14 protein-coding genes and 1 pseudogene are annotated in these 14,809 nt (G+C 72.1%); 4 read left to right on the forward strand and 11 right to left on the reverse strand.

Annotation, left to right across the window (positions count from 1 at the left end; translation table 11 throughout):
- Window positions 1–61 precede the first annotated feature (61 nt).
- The 4 genes from AOK03_RS21920 to yczE form a co-directional block, all read right to left on the reverse strand.
- Window positions 62–436: an RNA polymerase-binding protein RbpA gene (locus AOK03_RS21920; protein ID WP_030360404.1), complete on the reverse strand. Its 375-nt coding sequence runs from the start codon at window positions 434–436 to the stop codon at window positions 62–64.
- A 256-nt stretch (window positions 437–692) separates the two neighbouring features.
- A complete protein-coding gene (locus AOK03_RS21925) occupies window positions 693–2,054 on the reverse strand; it encodes an MFS transporter (RefSeq protein ID WP_055567025.1) in 1,362 nt (453 codons plus the stop codon).
- Between the two features lie 46 nt (window positions 2,055–2,100).
- A complete protein-coding gene (locus AOK03_RS21930; RefSeq protein ID WP_055567026.1) occupies window positions 2,101–2,868 on the reverse strand; it encodes a glycerophosphodiester phosphodiesterase family protein in 768 nt (255 codons plus the stop codon).
- Entirely contained in the window at window positions 2,865–3,575 is a 711-nt protein-coding gene (gene yczE, locus AOK03_RS21935; RefSeq protein WP_055567027.1) for a membrane protein YczE, read from the reverse strand. The genes AOK03_RS21930 and yczE overlap by 4 nt, the downstream gene beginning before the upstream one ends.
- 64 nt (window positions 3,576–3,639) lie before the next feature.
- Between yczE and AOK03_RS21940 the strand changes: the two genes are divergently transcribed.
- Window positions 3,640–5,139 carry an SCO1417 family PLP biosynthesis transcription factor gene (locus AOK03_RS21940; protein WP_055567028.1) on the forward strand — a complete coding sequence of 500 codons (1,500 nt, stop codon included), beginning with the start codon at window positions 3,640–3,642 and terminating at the stop codon, window positions 5,137–5,139.
- Between the two features lie 49 nt (window positions 5,140–5,188).
- Here AOK03_RS21940 and AOK03_RS21945 read toward each other — a convergent pair whose 3' ends face one another.
- Window positions 5,189–6,766: a hypothetical protein gene (locus AOK03_RS21945; RefSeq protein WP_055567029.1), complete on the reverse strand. Its 1,578-nt coding sequence runs from the start codon at window positions 6,764–6,766 to the stop codon at window positions 5,189–5,191.
- A gap of 37 nt (window positions 6,767–6,803) precedes the next feature.
- Complete coding sequence (locus AOK03_RS21950; protein ID WP_055567030.1) at window positions 6,804–6,998, reverse strand: hypothetical protein; 195 nt, start codon at window positions 6,996–6,998, stop codon at window positions 6,804–6,806.
- Window positions 6,999–7,273: 275 nt separating this feature from the next.
- Between AOK03_RS21950 and AOK03_RS21955 the strand changes: the two genes are divergently transcribed.
- Both AOK03_RS21955 and AOK03_RS21960 read left to right on the forward strand, forming a co-directional pair.
- Window positions 7,274–7,666: an ankyrin repeat domain-containing protein gene (locus AOK03_RS21955; RefSeq protein WP_055567031.1), complete on the forward strand. Its 393-nt coding sequence runs from the start codon at window positions 7,274–7,276 to the stop codon at window positions 7,664–7,666.
- A 301-nt stretch (window positions 7,667–7,967) separates the two neighbouring features.
- Window positions 7,968–9,383, forward strand: coding sequence for a hypothetical protein (locus tag AOK03_RS21960; RefSeq protein WP_055567032.1), 1,416 nt, complete (start codon window positions 7,968–7,970; stop codon window positions 9,381–9,383).
- A 61-nt stretch (window positions 9,384–9,444) separates the two neighbouring features.
- Here the strand turns inward: AOK03_RS21960 and AOK03_RS21965 are convergent, their stop codons facing one another.
- From AOK03_RS21965 to AOK03_RS21985, 5 genes and pseudogenes are all read right to left on the reverse strand, one after another.
- Window positions 9,445–10,314: a 5-oxoprolinase subunit C family protein gene (locus AOK03_RS21965; RefSeq protein WP_055567033.1), complete on the reverse strand. Its 870-nt coding sequence runs from the start codon at window positions 10,312–10,314 to the stop codon at window positions 9,445–9,447.
- On the reverse strand, window positions 10,311–10,997 hold the full coding sequence (locus AOK03_RS21970; RefSeq protein ID WP_079074875.1) for a 5-oxoprolinase subunit B family protein: 687 nt from the start codon (window positions 10,995–10,997) through the stop codon (window positions 10,311–10,313). Before AOK03_RS21970 ends, AOK03_RS21965 begins: the two co-directional genes overlap by 4 nt.
- The gene (locus AOK03_RS21975; RefSeq protein ID WP_055567034.1) at window positions 10,994–11,758 is read right to left on the reverse strand and encodes a LamB/YcsF family protein; all 765 of its coding nucleotides are present in this window, start codon (window positions 11,756–11,758) and stop codon (window positions 10,994–10,996) included. The genes AOK03_RS21970 and AOK03_RS21975 overlap by 4 nt, the downstream gene beginning before the upstream one ends.
- Before the next feature lie 28 nt (window positions 11,759–11,786).
- Window positions 11,787–12,551, reverse strand: a pseudogene (locus tag AOK03_RS21980) (putative hydro-lyase); the annotation flags it as partial.
- Window positions 12,552–12,583: 32 nt separating this feature from the next.
- Window positions 12,584–13,888, reverse strand: a complete 1,305-nt coding sequence (locus AOK03_RS21985) for an MFS transporter (RefSeq protein WP_055567036.1) — start codon at window positions 13,886–13,888, stop codon at window positions 12,584–12,586.
- Window positions 13,889–14,034: 146 nt separating this feature from the next.
- Here AOK03_RS21985 and AOK03_RS21990 point away from each other — a divergent pair, with 146 nt between their 5' ends.
- Window positions 14,035–14,760, forward strand: coding sequence for a GntR family transcriptional regulator (locus tag AOK03_RS21990; protein ID WP_055567037.1), 726 nt, complete (start codon window positions 14,035–14,037; stop codon window positions 14,758–14,760).
- Window positions 14,761–14,809 lie beyond the last annotated feature (49 nt).

Here is a 14,809-nt window from a genome sequence, read left to right on the forward strand (position 1 = left end):
GCAGTGGCCCCGGCCCTTTTGATGCGTTGTGCTGTGTGCGGTGCGACCGCAGAGTTCGCCGTCAGGCGGACTTGCGGCTGTCACGCGGGTGCACCGCGATGTTCATGGCGCCGGACCGGAGAACCGCGAGACGCTCCTCGAGGACCTCTTCGAGCTCCTCTCGGGTGCGGCGCTCCATGAGCATGTCCCAGTGCGTACGCGCCGGCTTGCCCTTCTTCTCCTCAGGTCCGTCGCCGTCTACGAGGAGTGCCTGGGCCCCGCAGACCTTGCACTCCCACTCCGGCGGGATCTCCGCCTCGACCGAGAACGGCATCTCGAAACGATGTCCGTTCTGGCATGCGTACTCCACGGCCTGGCGCGGGGCCAGGTCGATGCCGCGGTCGGTCTCGTAGCTTGTCACCACGAGGCGCGTGCCGCGAAGAGCTCGCTCACTCATGAATCGTGCCTCCCGGGCTTGTCGCCCACAGGACAGGTGTCGCTGTCGTCGTCATCCGGTCAACGTCCGGTCGGCGGTAAAGATTCCCGTTCAGGGTTATGCGTCGCCGTCGTATGCCGCCCCTTGTTGTACCCACCAGTGCCCGGTTTGTCACATCTGGCAGCAGATGTCACCCAGCGTTTCTGATTCTTCAGCTCGCAGTAACGGTCCGCCTGGCAGGCCAAAGGCGTACACTACCGGCCTTTGGCTTCAGTTGCTAAATCCGGTCGGGTGCGGGATTGCCCGCGTCGCGCACCGCACGCCGTACCGGTACCCGTGCGAGCAGGGCGAATCCGAGCAAAAAGAACGCCACGAGCGACACGATGGCATCCCGATAGCTTCCCGTGAGCTGATACGTGAGGCCGAAGATCATCGGTCCCAGCCAGGCCATCCCGCGGTCGCTGATCTCGTACGCCGAAAAGTACTCGGCCTCCTTCCCGCGCGGCACCAGGTGCGAGAAGAGCGAGCGGGACAGCGCCTGTGTGCCGCCGAGGACCAGGCCGATCCCCGCGGCCAGGACGAAGAACCACGCGGGCGCGCCGGCGGGCAGGAAGTACCCGGCCCCGATCGTCACCGTCCAGGCCACGAGCGAGCCGAGAATGGTCCGCTTGGCGCCGTACGCCCGGGCGAGTCGTCCCATGGCCAGGGCGCCGGCGACCGCGAGCAACTGCACCAGCAGCACCGCGACGATCAGCGTGGACTGGCCGAGGCCGAGCTCCTCCGAGCCGTAGACGGACGCCTGGGAGATCACCGTCTGCACTCCGTCGTTGTAGACGAGGTAGGCGAGCAGGAAGGCGAGCGTGTGGGGGTGGCCGCGCATGTCCCGCACCGTCGCCCGCAGCTGCTGCCATCCGCCCCGGGGCGACGCACCGGCCTCCTGCGCGGGCGTCCGGCGGTCCCGCAGCCGCTTGAGGGGGACGAGCGTGAACGCACCCCACCAGACACCCGCCGACGCGAGACAGATCCGGACCGCGGTCGCCTCGGAGACACCGAAACCGTCGTGGGCGAGGAACAGGACGAGGTTCGCCACCAGGACGAGGGCGCCCGCCGCGTAGCCGAAGGCCCAGCCGCGCGAGGAGACCGCGTCGCGTTCCTCCGGAGGAGCGATCTGCGGCAGGTAGGAGTTGTAGAGCACCATCGAGACGGCGAGCGAGGCGTTGGCGACGATCAGCAGGAACCCGCCGAGGAGATAGCGCTCCCCGTCCAGGAAGAACATGCCCGCAGTGGCGGCCGACCCCAGATAGGCGGCAGCCGCGAGGAGGGGCTTCTTGCGGCCCGTGCGGTCGGCGGCCGCCCCCGCCAGCGGCATGACGAAGACCGACACGATCACCGAAAGGGAGACCGTGTAGGCGAAGAAGGAGCCCGCGCGGACCGGGATCCCGAGCGGATGCACGTACCCCTCGGGATCCGCGGCCGCCTTGGCGATCTCCGTGAGACAGGGCCCCAGGAACACGGTCAGGACGCTCGTCGAATAGACCGAGCACGCCCAGTCGTAGACGTACCAGCCCCGCTGCTCACGCCGTCGATCGGCGGCGGCTCCGTCGCCGATCGACGCTGCCTTCACGGTGTCGGTGCTCACCCGTGACCTCGCTGTTCCCCGTGGTGCGACGCGGCCCCGGGGCAGGTCAGACCCAGGTCCCCCGGTCCTTCAGCACCCCGCGCAGCGTCTCGATGTGATCGGAAACTATGCCATCCACGCCCAGGTCGAGCAGGGCGCTCATCCGCTCGGCGTCATTGACCGTCCACACGTGGACCTGCAGCCCGCGCGCGTGGGCGGCGCGCACGAAGCGGCGGTCGACCACCCGGATCCTGCCGTGCGTCTCGGGCACCTGGGCGCAGACCGCGGAGCGGCGCAGGGCGGCGGGCACTCCATAGGACAGCAGGCGCAGCGCCGCCACGCCCCGGGTGCCCAGGGAGGTGGCCAGGCGCGGGCCCGCCAGGCGCTGGGCCCTGGCCACGCGCGCCTCGGAGAACGAGCCGACACAGACGCGGTCCCAGGAGCCGGTCCTGCGGATCAGTTCGAGCAGCGGAAGGAGCGCGGGCTCCGCCTTCACGTCCACGTTCCAGCGCACGTCGGGAAATGCTTCGAGGCACTCCTCGAAGAGGGGTACCGGCTCGCTGCCCGCCACGCGCGCGTGGCGCACCTCGCTCCAGGGGAGGTCGATGATGCGCCCCGCCGCGTCCGTCACCCGGTCCAGCGTGGTGTCGTGGAAGGCCACGAGGCGGCCGTCGGCGGTGGCGTGCACATCGGTCTCGATGTAGCGGTAGCCGAGGTCGACGGCGTGCCGGAACGCCGCCGCGGTGTTCTCCAGGCCGTCGGCCGCGCCGCCGCGGTGGGCGAGGGCGAGCGGGCCCGGGTGATCGAGGTAGGGGTGGCGTACGTGCGTGGTCACTGCTGCAGTATTGCCTGCTCCGACGGGCCGCCGGAGGCCACGACGCCTCCTGTGGTGGTCGCGGGGATGGCGAATCGGCGCAGGAAGAACTGGGCGAGCGGGCCGATGGACAGCGCGTAGAGGACGGTGCCGACGCCCACGGTGCCGCCGAGCGCGAAGCCGGTCGCGACCACCACCACCTCGATGAGCGTCCGCATCAGCCGGATCGAGCGTCCGGTCCGCTGGTGCAGGCCGGTCATCAGGCCGTCCCGGGGGCCGGGGCCGAACGCGGCCGCGATGTAGAGGCCGGTCGCCGCGCCGTTCAGGACGATCCCGGACACCATCAAGGGGACGCGGACGGCCCACCCGTGCGCATCGGGGAGCAGGGCGAGCGAGGCGTCCATCGCCAGGCCGACGACGAAGACGTTGGAGACCGTGCCGAGGCCGGGGCGCTGCCTGAGCGGGATCCACAGCAGCAGGACCGCGGCGCCCACGGCGATGGACACGACACCGATCGACAGACCGGTGAGCTCCGCGAGCCCCTGGTGCAGCACGTTCCACGGCTCCAGGCCGAGGCCCGACACCACGAGGAGCGCGGAGCTCACGCCGTACAGGGTGAGGCCCACGTACAGCTGCGTGAGTCTCCGTGGCAGCTGCCGCTTCGTCGCCTCGGGTGTCGTGCCGGACAAGAGGTGCCCCCTGCTGGTGGTGGTAGTGGCCTGACACATGACACTCTGTGGCTTGTACTGAGACGCCAACCATGGCCAATTCGGGGAAGGTGGACTGGGAATCATGGCTCAGTGGACTTCAGCAATGGGCTCGACGCAGCTCGCCCGCCTCCTCGCCTCCCAGCAGGACCGCCCGGTGGGCAACGGTTCGCGCCGCCCGCCCGCCTACCGCGCCCTCGCCGACGGCATCCGGCTGCTCGTGCTCGAAGGCCGCGTCCCGGTCGCCGCGCGCCTGCCCGCCGAGCGCGAACTGGCGGTGGCGCTCGCCGTCAGCCGCACCACCGTCGCCGCCGCCTACGAGGCGCTGCGCACCGAGGGGTTCCTGGAGTCCCGCAGGGGAGCGGGCAGCTGGACCGCCGTCCCCGCCGGAAATCCCCTCCCCGCGCGCGGTCTCGAACCGCTGCCGCCCGAGGCGCTCGGTTCCATGATCGACCTCGGCTGCGCCGCGCTGCCCGCTCCCGAGCCCTGGCTCACCCGCGCCGTCCAGGGCGCCCTCGAAGCGCTCCCGCCGTACGCCCACACGCACGGCGACTACCCCGCGGGGCTGCCCGCCCTGCGGGAGATGCTCGCCGAGCGCTACACCGCGCGCGGGATCCCCACCATGCCCGAACAGATCATGGTGACCACCGGAGCGATGGGCGCCATCGACGCCATCTGCCATCTCTTCGCGGGCCGCGGCGAACGCATCGCCGTGGAGTCACCGTCGTACGCCAACATCCTCCAGCTGATGCGCGAGGCGGGCGCCCGCCTCGTCCCGGTCGCCATGGCCGAAGGCCTCCAGGGCTGGGACATGGACCGCTGGCGCCAGGTGCTGCGCGACGCCGCGCCCCGGCTCGCGTACGTCGTCGCGGACTTCCACAACCCGACGGGCGCGCTCGCCGACGAGGACCAGCGCAGGCAACTCGTCGAGGCGGCCCGTTCGGCGGGCACCGTCCTCGTCGTCGACGAGACGATGAGCGAGCTCGGCCTCGACGCGGACCTCACCATGCCGCGCCCGGTCTGCGGCTTCGATCCCGCGGGCTCCACCGTCATCACCGTCGGTTCGGCGAGCAAGGCCTTCTGGGCCGGCATGCGCATCGGCTGGGTGCGCGCCGCCCCCGACGTGATCCGCAGCCTCGTCGCGGCGCGTGCGTACGCCGACCTCGGCACTCCGGTACTCGAACAGCTCGCGGTGAACTGGCTGCTGAACACCGGCGGTTGGCAGGCCGCCGTGGACGTGCGCAGGGAGCAGGCCAGGGAGAACCGCGACGCGCTGGTCGCCGCCGTGCGCCGGGAGCTGCCCGACTGGGAGTTCGAGGTGCCGCGCGGCGGTCTGACCCTGTGGGTGCGCACCGGGGGCGTCTCCGGGTCGCGGCTCGCCGAAGTGGGCGAGCGGGTGGGCGTGCGGGTTCCGTCGGGGCCGCGCTTCGGGGTCGACGGGGCGTTCGAGGGGTACGTGCGGCTGCCGTTCACCGTCGCAGGAGCGGTCGCCGAGGAGGCGGCGGTGCGGCTGGCCGCGGCGGCCCGGCTCGTGGAGACGGGCGCCGGCGCGGGGGTGCAGGCCGCGCACCCCTTCGTCGCCTGACGCCCGTCTACGTGGACCTGACGCCGACGTCCGTTTCCGTGAAACGGCGTCAGTTCTCGGCAGGGACCGGTTCCGCCTCCGTGGCCTCAGGGGCGGCGTTCGCCGCCTCGTCCGGCGGCGTGCTCCGCTCCGGCAGCAGCTCCAGGACCGCCTGCCGGTGCGCCTCACTGGTCGCGTCGTCGTACGGATCGGGGGTCGCGGGCACCTGGAGGCGGTGCACCTGGCCCGCGCCCAGCCGGGCGTACCCACGGCCGGGCGGGACGTCCGACGTGGGCGTCGTGTGGGGCGGGACGCCGAGGACGTCCTCCAACTGGTCGACCGTGGCACAGCCGAGCACCACGCGCGCGCGGGTGTGCTGGTGCACGGGATCGCTCAGCGCGTCCAGGCCGTCCAGCTGATCGGCGACCACGACCGTCACGTTGGCCGCCCTGCCGTGCCGCAGGGGGACCTGCAGCAGCGACTGGGGGTCCTTGCGCCCGTCGGCCGCGGCGAGGTGGCCGAGCGCGCTCGGCCGGTCGAGGAGGATCCACAGGGGGCGCTTGGTGTCCTCCGGCGGCGGATGGCCCGCCTGCCGCGCGCGGTTCGCCGCGATGAGCCTGCGCTCGGTCTCGTGCGCCGCCCATTCGAGGCTCGCGAGCGCCCCGGCGAGCCCGCACTCGATGGCGAGGACCCCGTCACGGCCGGTCAGGCAGGCGTAGTCGCCGGTGCCGCTGCCCTCGACGATGAGCACGTCGCCGTACTGCAGCGCCTGGAGGGCGATGGAGCGCAGCAGCGTCGTCGTGCCGCTGCCGGGCTGGCCTGCGACGAGCAGGTGCGGCTCGGTGGAACGGATGCCGGTGCGCCACACGACGGGGGGCACGTCGCGCTGTTCCGCACCGTCGGCCAGCGGCAGGGTGCGCTGGACGCCGGTCTCGTCGGTGAAGCCGAGGACGGTCTCTCCGGGTGCGGTGACGAACCGCTGGGCCGCGATGTCGGTGGGCAGCGGGGCGAGCACGGTGACGGTGAGCTGGTTGCCCTCCTCGTCCCACGTGAAGTGGTACTCGCGGCCGCGGCCCGCCTTGGCGTGCAGCAACTGCTCGATCCGCGCGCGGGACTCGGCCTCGCCGTCCGTGAAGTACGCGGGGTAGCGCACCACGAGCCGGGAGATCCGACCGGTGTCGTCGAAGTCGTGCTCCACGAAGGCCTTGTCCCATTCGCCGCCGTGCGCGAAGAGCGGGGCGGGGTCCTCGGGGACCGAGAAGTACGGGACGAGCGCTTCGTAGAGGGACTGCAGCCGCTGCACCTGCGCCTCGTCCGGGCCGGTCGGCTCCGGGGCGGTGCGCTCGCGGCCCGTCCACGCCGCTGCCGCCATCAGGGAGATGAGGGCGAGCAGCGGCCCGTAGGGCACGAGCGCCACGACGAGGATCACGGACGCCACCAGGAACAGCAGCGGGCCGCGCTTGTCCTTGGGGGTGTCGGCCCACCTGCGCCGCCCGGCGGCAGCCAGCCGGCGCAGTCCGCGGGTGATCGTGATCAGCGGATGGAGGACATCCGTGGCGCTGTCGGCCGCCGACCGTGCCAGCTCCCTGCTCCGGGCGATGGATGCGGTGCCGTTGCTCAGAATGCGGGGGAGTGGTCGCCTGGCCACGTCTGTCTCCTGAAGGTGCGTACGAAGGACGGGAACGTCAGAACTTGATCCCGCCGAGGAGGCTCGCCAGGCTCGCGCTGCCGGCCTTGATGCTCGGGGCGATGGCGGTGCCCGCCATGAAGAAGCCGAAGAGGGCGCAGACCAGCGCGTGGGACGCCTTGAGCCCGTCCTTGCGGAAGAAGAGGAAGACGATGATTCCGAGCAGTACGACGCCCGAGATGGAAAGGACCATGACGGTTCTCCTGGTTTGGTGGGGACAGTCACCATGAGTTCTTCCAGGTTCACAGCATGTATCCATACGATAAAAGGTGCAAATGGGTTAATTTCTTGAGTTTTCCCTCTAATGGTGGAGCTCGGTTGGACCATGAGAGGCGGGTTCGGGTGGCCTTCGAGCCCCTGCGTGATCTTTGCCTCGGGCGGGCCGGGTCATGTACCCGCGGGGGCAGTACCCTGTCGATTCACTCGTACGGCTGCACAGGCAGCGCACCCAGAAAGGCGGACGCCCCCATGAGCGAAGCCCCCGACCCGGAGGTCGTGGACTTGGCGACCAAGATCTTCGATCTGGCACGTCAGGGCGATGCCGCGGCGCTCGCCGCCTATGTGGACGCGGGTGTTCCGGCGAACCTCACGAACGACAGCGGTGACTCGCTGGTGATGCTGGCGGCCTACCACGGGCACGCCGGGGCGGTCGTGGCCCTCGTGGAGCGCGGCGCCGACACCAACCGCGCCAACGACCGCGGGCAGACCCCGCTCGCCGGAGCCGTCTTCAAGGGCGAGGACGCGGTGATCCGGGCCCTCCTGGACGGTGGCGCGGATCCTGCCGCCGGTACTCCTTCGGCCGTCGACACGGCCAGGATGTTCGGGAAGGCGGAGCTGCTGCAGCTGTTCGGGGCCGCCTGAACCGGGTACCTGACCAGCAACAACGGGGGCGCTGGAAATGTGGTCGCGGCGGACCTGACCGCCGGGTCATCATGACGACGTGATTCACGGACGCGACGGCGGGGCAGATGTTGCCGCACCGCGCGGACCGTGAGCGGCCCGCCCCCGGACCTCCCGTCCGGGAACCTCCGGGCCACCGACGAGAGGCAGAGGAAGATGGTCTTCGACAAGCAAAAGACGGCGGGCGGCCCGACGTGTTGGCGCACGGCCAGGTAATGCGTGATTCCCGGTTGCGTCGACGCTTGATGTGAGGCTGTTTCCCATGTTCGATCCGGTCATAGCGCCCAGCGGTACGCTGCTCGGCCTGCTGCAGAGGGGCCGCGGCGACGGCACCCTGCACGCGCTCACCGCCCCACGCTCAGAGGCGCTCACCGCCCTCGACCAGTGCGTGCTGAACGATCCCCGCCACGACTGGCAGGTGGAGAACCGTTCGCTGTACTACGCCCGGCTCTACCTCGACCTGCACGGTGGCCTCGGCGAGATCGAGCGGCACCTCTTCGATGCCGAGGACGTCCTGAACACGGACGACTCGCGCACCGGACTCGCCCTGGCGGTCCTCGGGCACCTCGCCTCGTACGGCAGGCAGGACGCCCTGGAACTGCTGCGGAGGTACGCGGCGTTCGGCACCAACTGGGCCTGGGCCCTGGACGAGCTGGCGCTGCGGGACGACGACGCGGGCCTGCGCGCCCTCGCGGCCCCCGTGCTCGCCAGATTCGCCCCCGACGCCGAGGGCGAGGCCGACCTGGCCGCCGCCGTCCGCGACGCCTACGAACCAAGGCCCTGGCGCCTCTGGGAGGAGGACCCCCGCGCCGATATCGGCGCCCGCGTGCGAGCCGCGCGGGAACAGGGTTCCTTCGACCGATGGCAGCGCCAGATGAGGCCCTCGGGACCACGCCCCGGCTGGAGCGTCCAGGCCGTCTTCGACTGGGCGCAGGAAGGCCTGGAGCGGGGCTCCGTCCTGTACGTGCCCGCGGCCCGCTGCCTGACCGCCGTCGCCGGGCCCGAGGACCGGGCCGAGATCGTCCGGGCCGCCCGCGACGGTTCGGACGGGGCGCGCGGCACCGCTCTGCGCTACCTCGCGGACACCCACGACCCCGAAGTCCTCGACCTCATCGAGTACGCCGCGGAGAGCCCCTCCCCGGTCGTCGTGGACGCCGCCACCGAGGCCTTCGAACGGATGCGGAGCGTCGCCGCCGTCGAGCGCGCCCGGCGCTGGGCCTACCGGCCAGACGGCCTCGGCGCCGCCGCCGGGCGGATGCTCGCCTGCCGGGGCGGCGCACAGGACAGCAAGCTGGTCCTGGCCGCACTGCGCGAGGCCGTCCGTGGCGAGGGCCCCGACGCGCCGACCCTGTGGACCCTCGTCGACGGCGCGGGACGCCTCGGCATCGCCTGCGCCGCCCCCGTGCTGCGGCACGTCTACAGAGAGACCGCCTCCTCCCACCTCCGCGGCCGCGCCGCCCGCGCGCTGGCCGCCACCGACCCCTCCTTCGCCGCCGGCTTCGCCGTCGAGTGCCTCTGGGACTGCGAGGAGACCACCCGCGAAGTCGCCGCACGGCATGCCGAGACCGGTGACGCCCGCGTCGTGAACCGACTCCGGAGGCTCGCCACGGACCCCGCCGAGGAGGACGAGGTACAGACCGCGGTGCGCAGCAGGATCGGTCCGGACGCGGCCGTGTAGCGGGTCACGCACGGGCCTCCCGCAGGGCCTTTCGCGAGGCTTTTCGGGCGGCTTCTCGGGTTCAGCGCCGGCCGGCGCCGACGAACCGGACGGGCGTGCCCGGCCGGGCCTGGGCCGCCGAGGCGAGGTCGCTCTCGCGGACGACCGCGACCACCGGGTAGCCCCCGGTGGTCGGATGGTCGGCCAGGAAGACGACGGGCCTGCCGTCCGGCGGGACCTGCACGGCGCCGAGCACCATGCCCTCACTGGGCAGTTCTCCCTCGAACCGCCGCTCAAGGGGCGGCCCCTCGGTGCGCAGCCCGATGCGGTTGCTCGCCGAGGACACAGTGTACGTGCGCGTGGTGAGCGTGTTCAGAGCCGCCGCCGTGAACCAGTCCGCGCGCGGCCCGAGCGCCACCCGGAGCACCAGCTCCCGAGGAGGCGCGGGCTGCGGCACGGTGTCCACGCGTGCGTGCGCGGCGCCGGGGCGGCCCAGCGGCAGGACGGCTCCGTCCGCCAGCGGTGGCGGACCGAGGCCCGAGAGCAGGTCCGTGGAGCGGCTGCCGAGCACCGGGTCGACGGCCACTCCGCCGTCGAACGCGACGTAGCAACGTACTCCGGAGACGGCCGATCCGACGTTCAGGAGAGCCCCCGCGGGCACCCGCACCGGCGCTCCCCAGGGCGCGGGTCGGCCGTCCACGGTCACCGGGCAGGGCGCTCCGCCGACGGCGACCGTGACGGTCCTGCGCGGGCGTACGGCACAGCCGTCGAGCGTGGTCTCCAAGGCGGCGGCGTCGGGCGGATTGCCCACCAGACGGTTGACCAGGCGCGCGGCGGGCGGGTCCAGGGCCCCGGAGCGGGGCACCCCGAGATGGGCGTGCCCGGGACGCCCGAGGTCCTGCACGGTGGTGAGGGCACCGGCTCGCACGACGGCGAAGGCACGGTCGGTCATCGCGACCTCGCTGTCGGGTCCGTCGACGGGGCGGCCGTTGGTGGGGTGTCCCTCGATGGGGTGTCCATCGAGGGGGTGTCTGCCACGAACCGGACGCGGACGCCGGGGGAGAGCAGCGCGGCGGGCACGCGCGCGTGGTCCCACAGCACGGTGTCCGTCGAGCCGATCAGCTGCCAGCCGCCGGGCGACGCGCGGGGGTAGACGCCCGTGTAGGGGCCCGCCAGGGCGACACTGCCCTCGGGGACGCCGGTGCGGGGCGTGGCCCGGCGCGGCACTTCGTAGCGCCCGGGCAGACCGGTCAGGTAGCCGAACCCGGGAGCGAACCCGCAGAAGGCGACGCGGAATTCGGCGGCCGAGTGGATCCGCGCCACTTCGTGCACCGGGACACCCCAGTGCGCCGCCACGTCCGCGAGGTCCGGCCCGTCGTACCGCACCGGGATCTCCAGGACCGCCTCCGCGCGCCGAGGCAGTGGCGGGATCTCCCAGCCGGGCAGCTCCGCCCCGACGCGGCGGGGCTCGTCCAGGCCGTCGAGCAGCACCGTGCGGGCTGCAGGCACGATCTCCCGTACCCGCAACGAGCCCGTCGCGCGGCGGCGCAGTAGCTCGGCGTGGAGGGCCTGGGCCTCGGTGCCGTCGGAGACTTCGACGAGCAGGGCCTGTTCGCCGACCGGCAGGGCCCTCACGCGAAGGCCTCCACCCGTACGCCCGCCGACTCCAGTTCCGCCCGCACCCGGCGGGCCAGACCCACCGCCCCCTGGGTGTCGCCGTGCAGGCACAGCGACCGCGCGCGGACCTCGATCTCACGGCCCCCGTGGGAGGTGACGACGCCGAACCGGGCCATCCCGACGGACCGTGCGACGACGCTGTCCGCCTCCGTGACGACCGCTCCTTCGGCGGCGCGCGGAACCAAAGTGCCCTCTTCTGTGTAGGCGCGGTCCGCGAACGCCTCGGTGACGACCGGGAGTCCGGCCTTTTCCGCCGTCTCCAGGAGGCGTGATCCGGGCAGCCCAAGGAGGGGCAGCGCGGCGTCGGCGAGCAGCACGCCGTCGACGACCGCGCGGGCCTGCTCCTCGTCGTGGACGACGCGGTTGTAGAGCGCACCGTGCGGCTTCACGTACGACACGCGGGTGCCCGCCGCGCGGGCGAACACCTCCAAGGCGCCGATCTGGTACGCCACTTCGGCGGCCAGCTCCGCGGCGGGTACGTCCATGGCGCGCCGCCCGAAGCCCGCGAGGTCCCGGTAGGACACCTGGGCGCCGATCCGCACCCCACGCTCGGCGGCGCGGTCGCACACCCGGCGCATGGTGGCCGCGTCCCCGGCGTGGAACCCGCAGGCCACGTTGGCGCTGGTGACGACGGAGAGCAGCTCCTCGTCGTCGGTCAGGCGCCAGCGGCCGAAGCCCTCGCCGAGGTCGGCGTTGAGATCGATCAGGGGGGCGGTCATCTGCGTAAGCCTCCAGGGTTCTCGGCTGTCACACCACGCGGTACTGCTCGTCCCGGGCGTCGGTGATGAACATCCGGCCCGGCGCGTGCGTGATCGCGAAGGGTGGCCGAGATGCCATCACCGCGGCCTGCGGCGTCACTCCGCAGGCCCAGAACACCGGTATGTCGTCCGGTTCGACGGTCACCCCGTCGCCGAAGTCGGGGCGGTCCAGATGCTCGATGCCGAGTCCGCCGGGGTCGCCGCAGTGCACCGGGCTGCCGTGCACCGCCGGCATCAGGGAGCTCTCCCTGATGGCGTCGGCCAGGTGGCGGGGCGGCACGGGACGCATCGACACCACCATCGGGCCGTGCAGGCGGCCCGCGGGGCGGCAGGGGCGGGTGGTCACGTACATCGGGACGTTGCGGCCCTGCTCGATGTGGCGCAGCGGGACGCCGGAGTCGGCGAGCGCCCACTCGAAGGTGAAGCTGCAGCCGATGAGGAACGTCACCAGGTCGTCGCGCCAGCGGTCGACCACGTCCGTGGGCTCGTCGATCAGCTCGCCGTGCTCCCAGACGCGGTAGAGCGGCAGATCGGTGCGGAGATCGGCGCCGGGGGCGAGCGGGGTGGTCCAGGAGCCCGCGTCCGTGACGTCGAGGACCGGGCAGGGCTTCGGGTTGCGCTGGCAGAAGAGGAGCATCTCGTACGCCCACTCCGCCGGGACGGAGATGAGGTTGGCCTGGGTGAAGCCCGCGGCCCATCCTGCGGTGGGGCTCGTCCCGCCCGCGCGGAAGACGGCGCGCGCCTTCGCGGCGCTGCGGATCACCGGCGCGTCGCGCGTGTCGCGGCTCACAGGAGCTCCCTCCCGCGCGTCTCCGGAAGGCCCAGCAGCGCGAGGACGGCGAGGCCGTACCCGATGGCTCCGAAGACCAGCGCTCCGCCGACGCCCCAGCTGTCGGCGAGGAAGCCGACCATGGTGGGGAAGACCGCGCCGATCGCGCGTCCCGTGTTGTACGTGAAGCCCTGGCCCGTGCCGCGGACCGCGGCCGGATACAGCTCGCTGAGGAACGAGCCGAAGCCGCTGAAGATCGCCGACATACAGAAGCCCAGGGGGAAACCGAGCACAAGGAGAAGGCCGTTGGCGCCGTCCGGGATGTTCGTGTACGCGAGGATGCTGGCCGCGGAGAGGAACGCGAAGAGCGTGATGTTCCGCTTCCTGCCGAGCTTGTCGGTGAGGTAGCCGCCGGTCAGATAGCCGATGAAGGCGCCGGAGATCAGGAAGGTCAGATAGCCGCCGGTGCCGACGACGGTGAGGCCGCGGTCGCTCTTCAGATACGTGGGCACCCAGGTGGCCAGCGTGTAGTAGCCGCCCTGCACACCGGTGGACAGGAGCACCGCGAAGCACGTGGTGCGCAGCAGCCCCGGCTTGAAGATGGCCGTGAACGATCCCTTGTCGGCGCTCTTGCGCCGCTCCTCGGCGGCTTCGGGCGCGTCGTGCACATTGCGCCGTACGTAGATCACGAGCAGTGCGGGCAGCGCACCGGTCCAGAACATGACGCGCCAGGCGACGTCCTCGTCGAGGAACTGGAACACCACGGTGTAGACGATCACCGCGAGCCCCCAGCCCACGGCCCAGGAGCTCTGGATCGCGCCCAGGGTGCGGCCGCGGTTCTTGGCGGTGGCGTACTCGGCGACGAGGATCGCGCCGACCGCCCACTCGCCGCCGAACCCGAGCCCCTGGAGGGCGCGGAAGACCAGCAGCGTCTCGTAGTTGGGCGCGAAGCCGCAGGCGACGGTGAAGACGGCGTACGTGACGACCGTGATCATCAGGGCCTTGACGCGGCCGATCCGGTCGGCGACCACGCCCGCGACGGCGCCGCCCACGGCGGAGACGACGAGGGTGACGGTGGTGAACAGCCCGGTCTGGCCGCTGTCGAGGCCGAAGTAGGCAGCGAGCGCCACCATGCTCAGCGGCAGCGTGAAGTAGTCGTAGGAGTCGAGGGCGTAGCCCCCGAAGGCGCCGGCGAAGGCGCGGCGGCCGCGTGGGCCGAGGGCGCGCAGCCAGCCGAAGGCGCCGCTGTCGTCGGGGAGTTGTTCTTGGACGGGGCGTGGGTCGGCAGGGGCGGCCGTGCGGGGCGGTGGGGTCGTGCTCATGGGCACCTCACAGGTGAGGGACGGAGGGTGCTGGAGCGGTCATGGCGGGGTTGAGCGGTGAACCGTGCCCGACAACGTAGAGGATCGTTGAACGATCCCTCAATACCCCTGTTGTTTCGTTCTTGCATCTGCGATTGAATCCGGGCATGGCGGAGGGGATGGGTGACGTGAACGGACTGGCCGACGACCGCGCGCTCCTTGGGCGCACCAGTACGGCGGAGCGGGTCTCCGACATCCTGCGGAGCCGCATCGCCGCGGGCTTCTTCCCACCCGGCACACGACTCTCCGAAGACAGCATCGGCGGCGCCCTCGGCGTCTCCCGCAACACGCTGCGGGAGGCCTTCCGGCTGCTCACGCACGAGCGGCTCCTTGAGCACCAGCTCAACCGCGGAGTCTTCGTACGGATGCTGACCGATGCGGACGTAGTGGACATCTACCGCACCCGCTCCCTCGTCGAATGCGCGGTCGTGCGCGGGCTCGGCGAACCGCCGTTCGCCGTGGACGGACTCGCCGACGCCGTCTCGGACGGGCGCCGGGCCGCGCGTGCCGGTGACTGGAAGGGCGTGTCCACCGCCAACATCGACTTCCACCGGGAGCTCGTGGCCCTCGCCGGGAGCGAGCGCACAGACGAGCTGATGCGCAGCGTCTTCGCCGAACTGCGCCTCGCCTTCCACGTGGTGGACGACCCGCGGCGGCTCCACGAGCCCTACATCGCACGCAACCTGCAGATCCTGGAAGCCCTCCAGGAAGGCCGCCGTGACGACGCCGAGGCGCTGCTCGTCGAGTACCTGGACGACTCGCGGCGACGGGTCGTCGACGCGTACGGGCGGCGCGGCGCGGAGGGCGGGGCGGGGCGGCGGGGCGAGGTCTGAGCGGCTTGGGCGGGGCGGTCGCCGAGCCGGGGTCGGACAGGGTGAGCGG

It is taken from the genome of Streptomyces atriruber (genome assembly GCF_001418325.1).
GTDB lineage: Bacteria > Actinomycetota > Actinomycetes > Streptomycetales > Streptomycetaceae > Streptomyces > Streptomyces atriruber.

What these genes read in the sequence shown, in the direction of transcription:
- AOK03_RS21965 (WP_055567033.1), bottom strand. Translation starts at nt 10,314, where the DNA reads ATGACCGACCGTGCCTTCGCCGTCGTGCGAGCCGGTGCCCTCACCACC.
- AOK03_RS21985 (WP_055567036.1), bottom strand. Translation starts at nt 13,888, where the DNA reads ATGAGCACGACCCCACCGCCCCGCACGGCCGCCCCTGCCGACCCACGC.
- AOK03_RS21960 (WP_055567032.1), top strand. Translation starts at nt 7,968, where the DNA reads ATGTTCGATCCGGTCATAGCGCCCAGCGGTACGCTGCTCGGCCTGCTG.
- yczE (WP_055567027.1), bottom strand. Translation starts at nt 3,575, where the DNA reads ATGTGTCAGGCCACTACCACCACCAGCAGGGGGCACCTCTTGTCCGGC.
- AOK03_RS21950 (WP_055567030.1), bottom strand. Translation starts at nt 6,998, where the DNA reads ATGGTCCTTTCCATCTCGGGCGTCGTACTGCTCGGAATCATCGTCTTC.
- AOK03_RS21940 (WP_055567028.1), top strand. Translation starts at nt 3,640, where the DNA reads ATGGCTCAGTGGACTTCAGCAATGGGCTCGACGCAGCTCGCCCGCCTC.
- AOK03_RS21955 (WP_055567031.1), top strand. Translation starts at nt 7,274, where the DNA reads ATGAGCGAAGCCCCCGACCCGGAGGTCGTGGACTTGGCGACCAAGATC.
- AOK03_RS21990 (WP_055567037.1), top strand. Translation starts at nt 14,035, where the DNA reads ATGGCGGAGGGGATGGGTGACGTGAACGGACTGGCCGACGACCGCGCG.
- AOK03_RS21975 (WP_055567034.1), bottom strand. Translation starts at nt 11,758, where the DNA reads ATGACCGCCCCCCTGATCGATCTCAACGCCGACCTCGGCGAGGGCTTC.
- AOK03_RS21920 (WP_030360404.1), bottom strand. Translation starts at nt 436, where the DNA reads ATGAGTGAGCGAGCTCTTCGCGGCACGCGCCTCGTGGTGACAAGCTAC.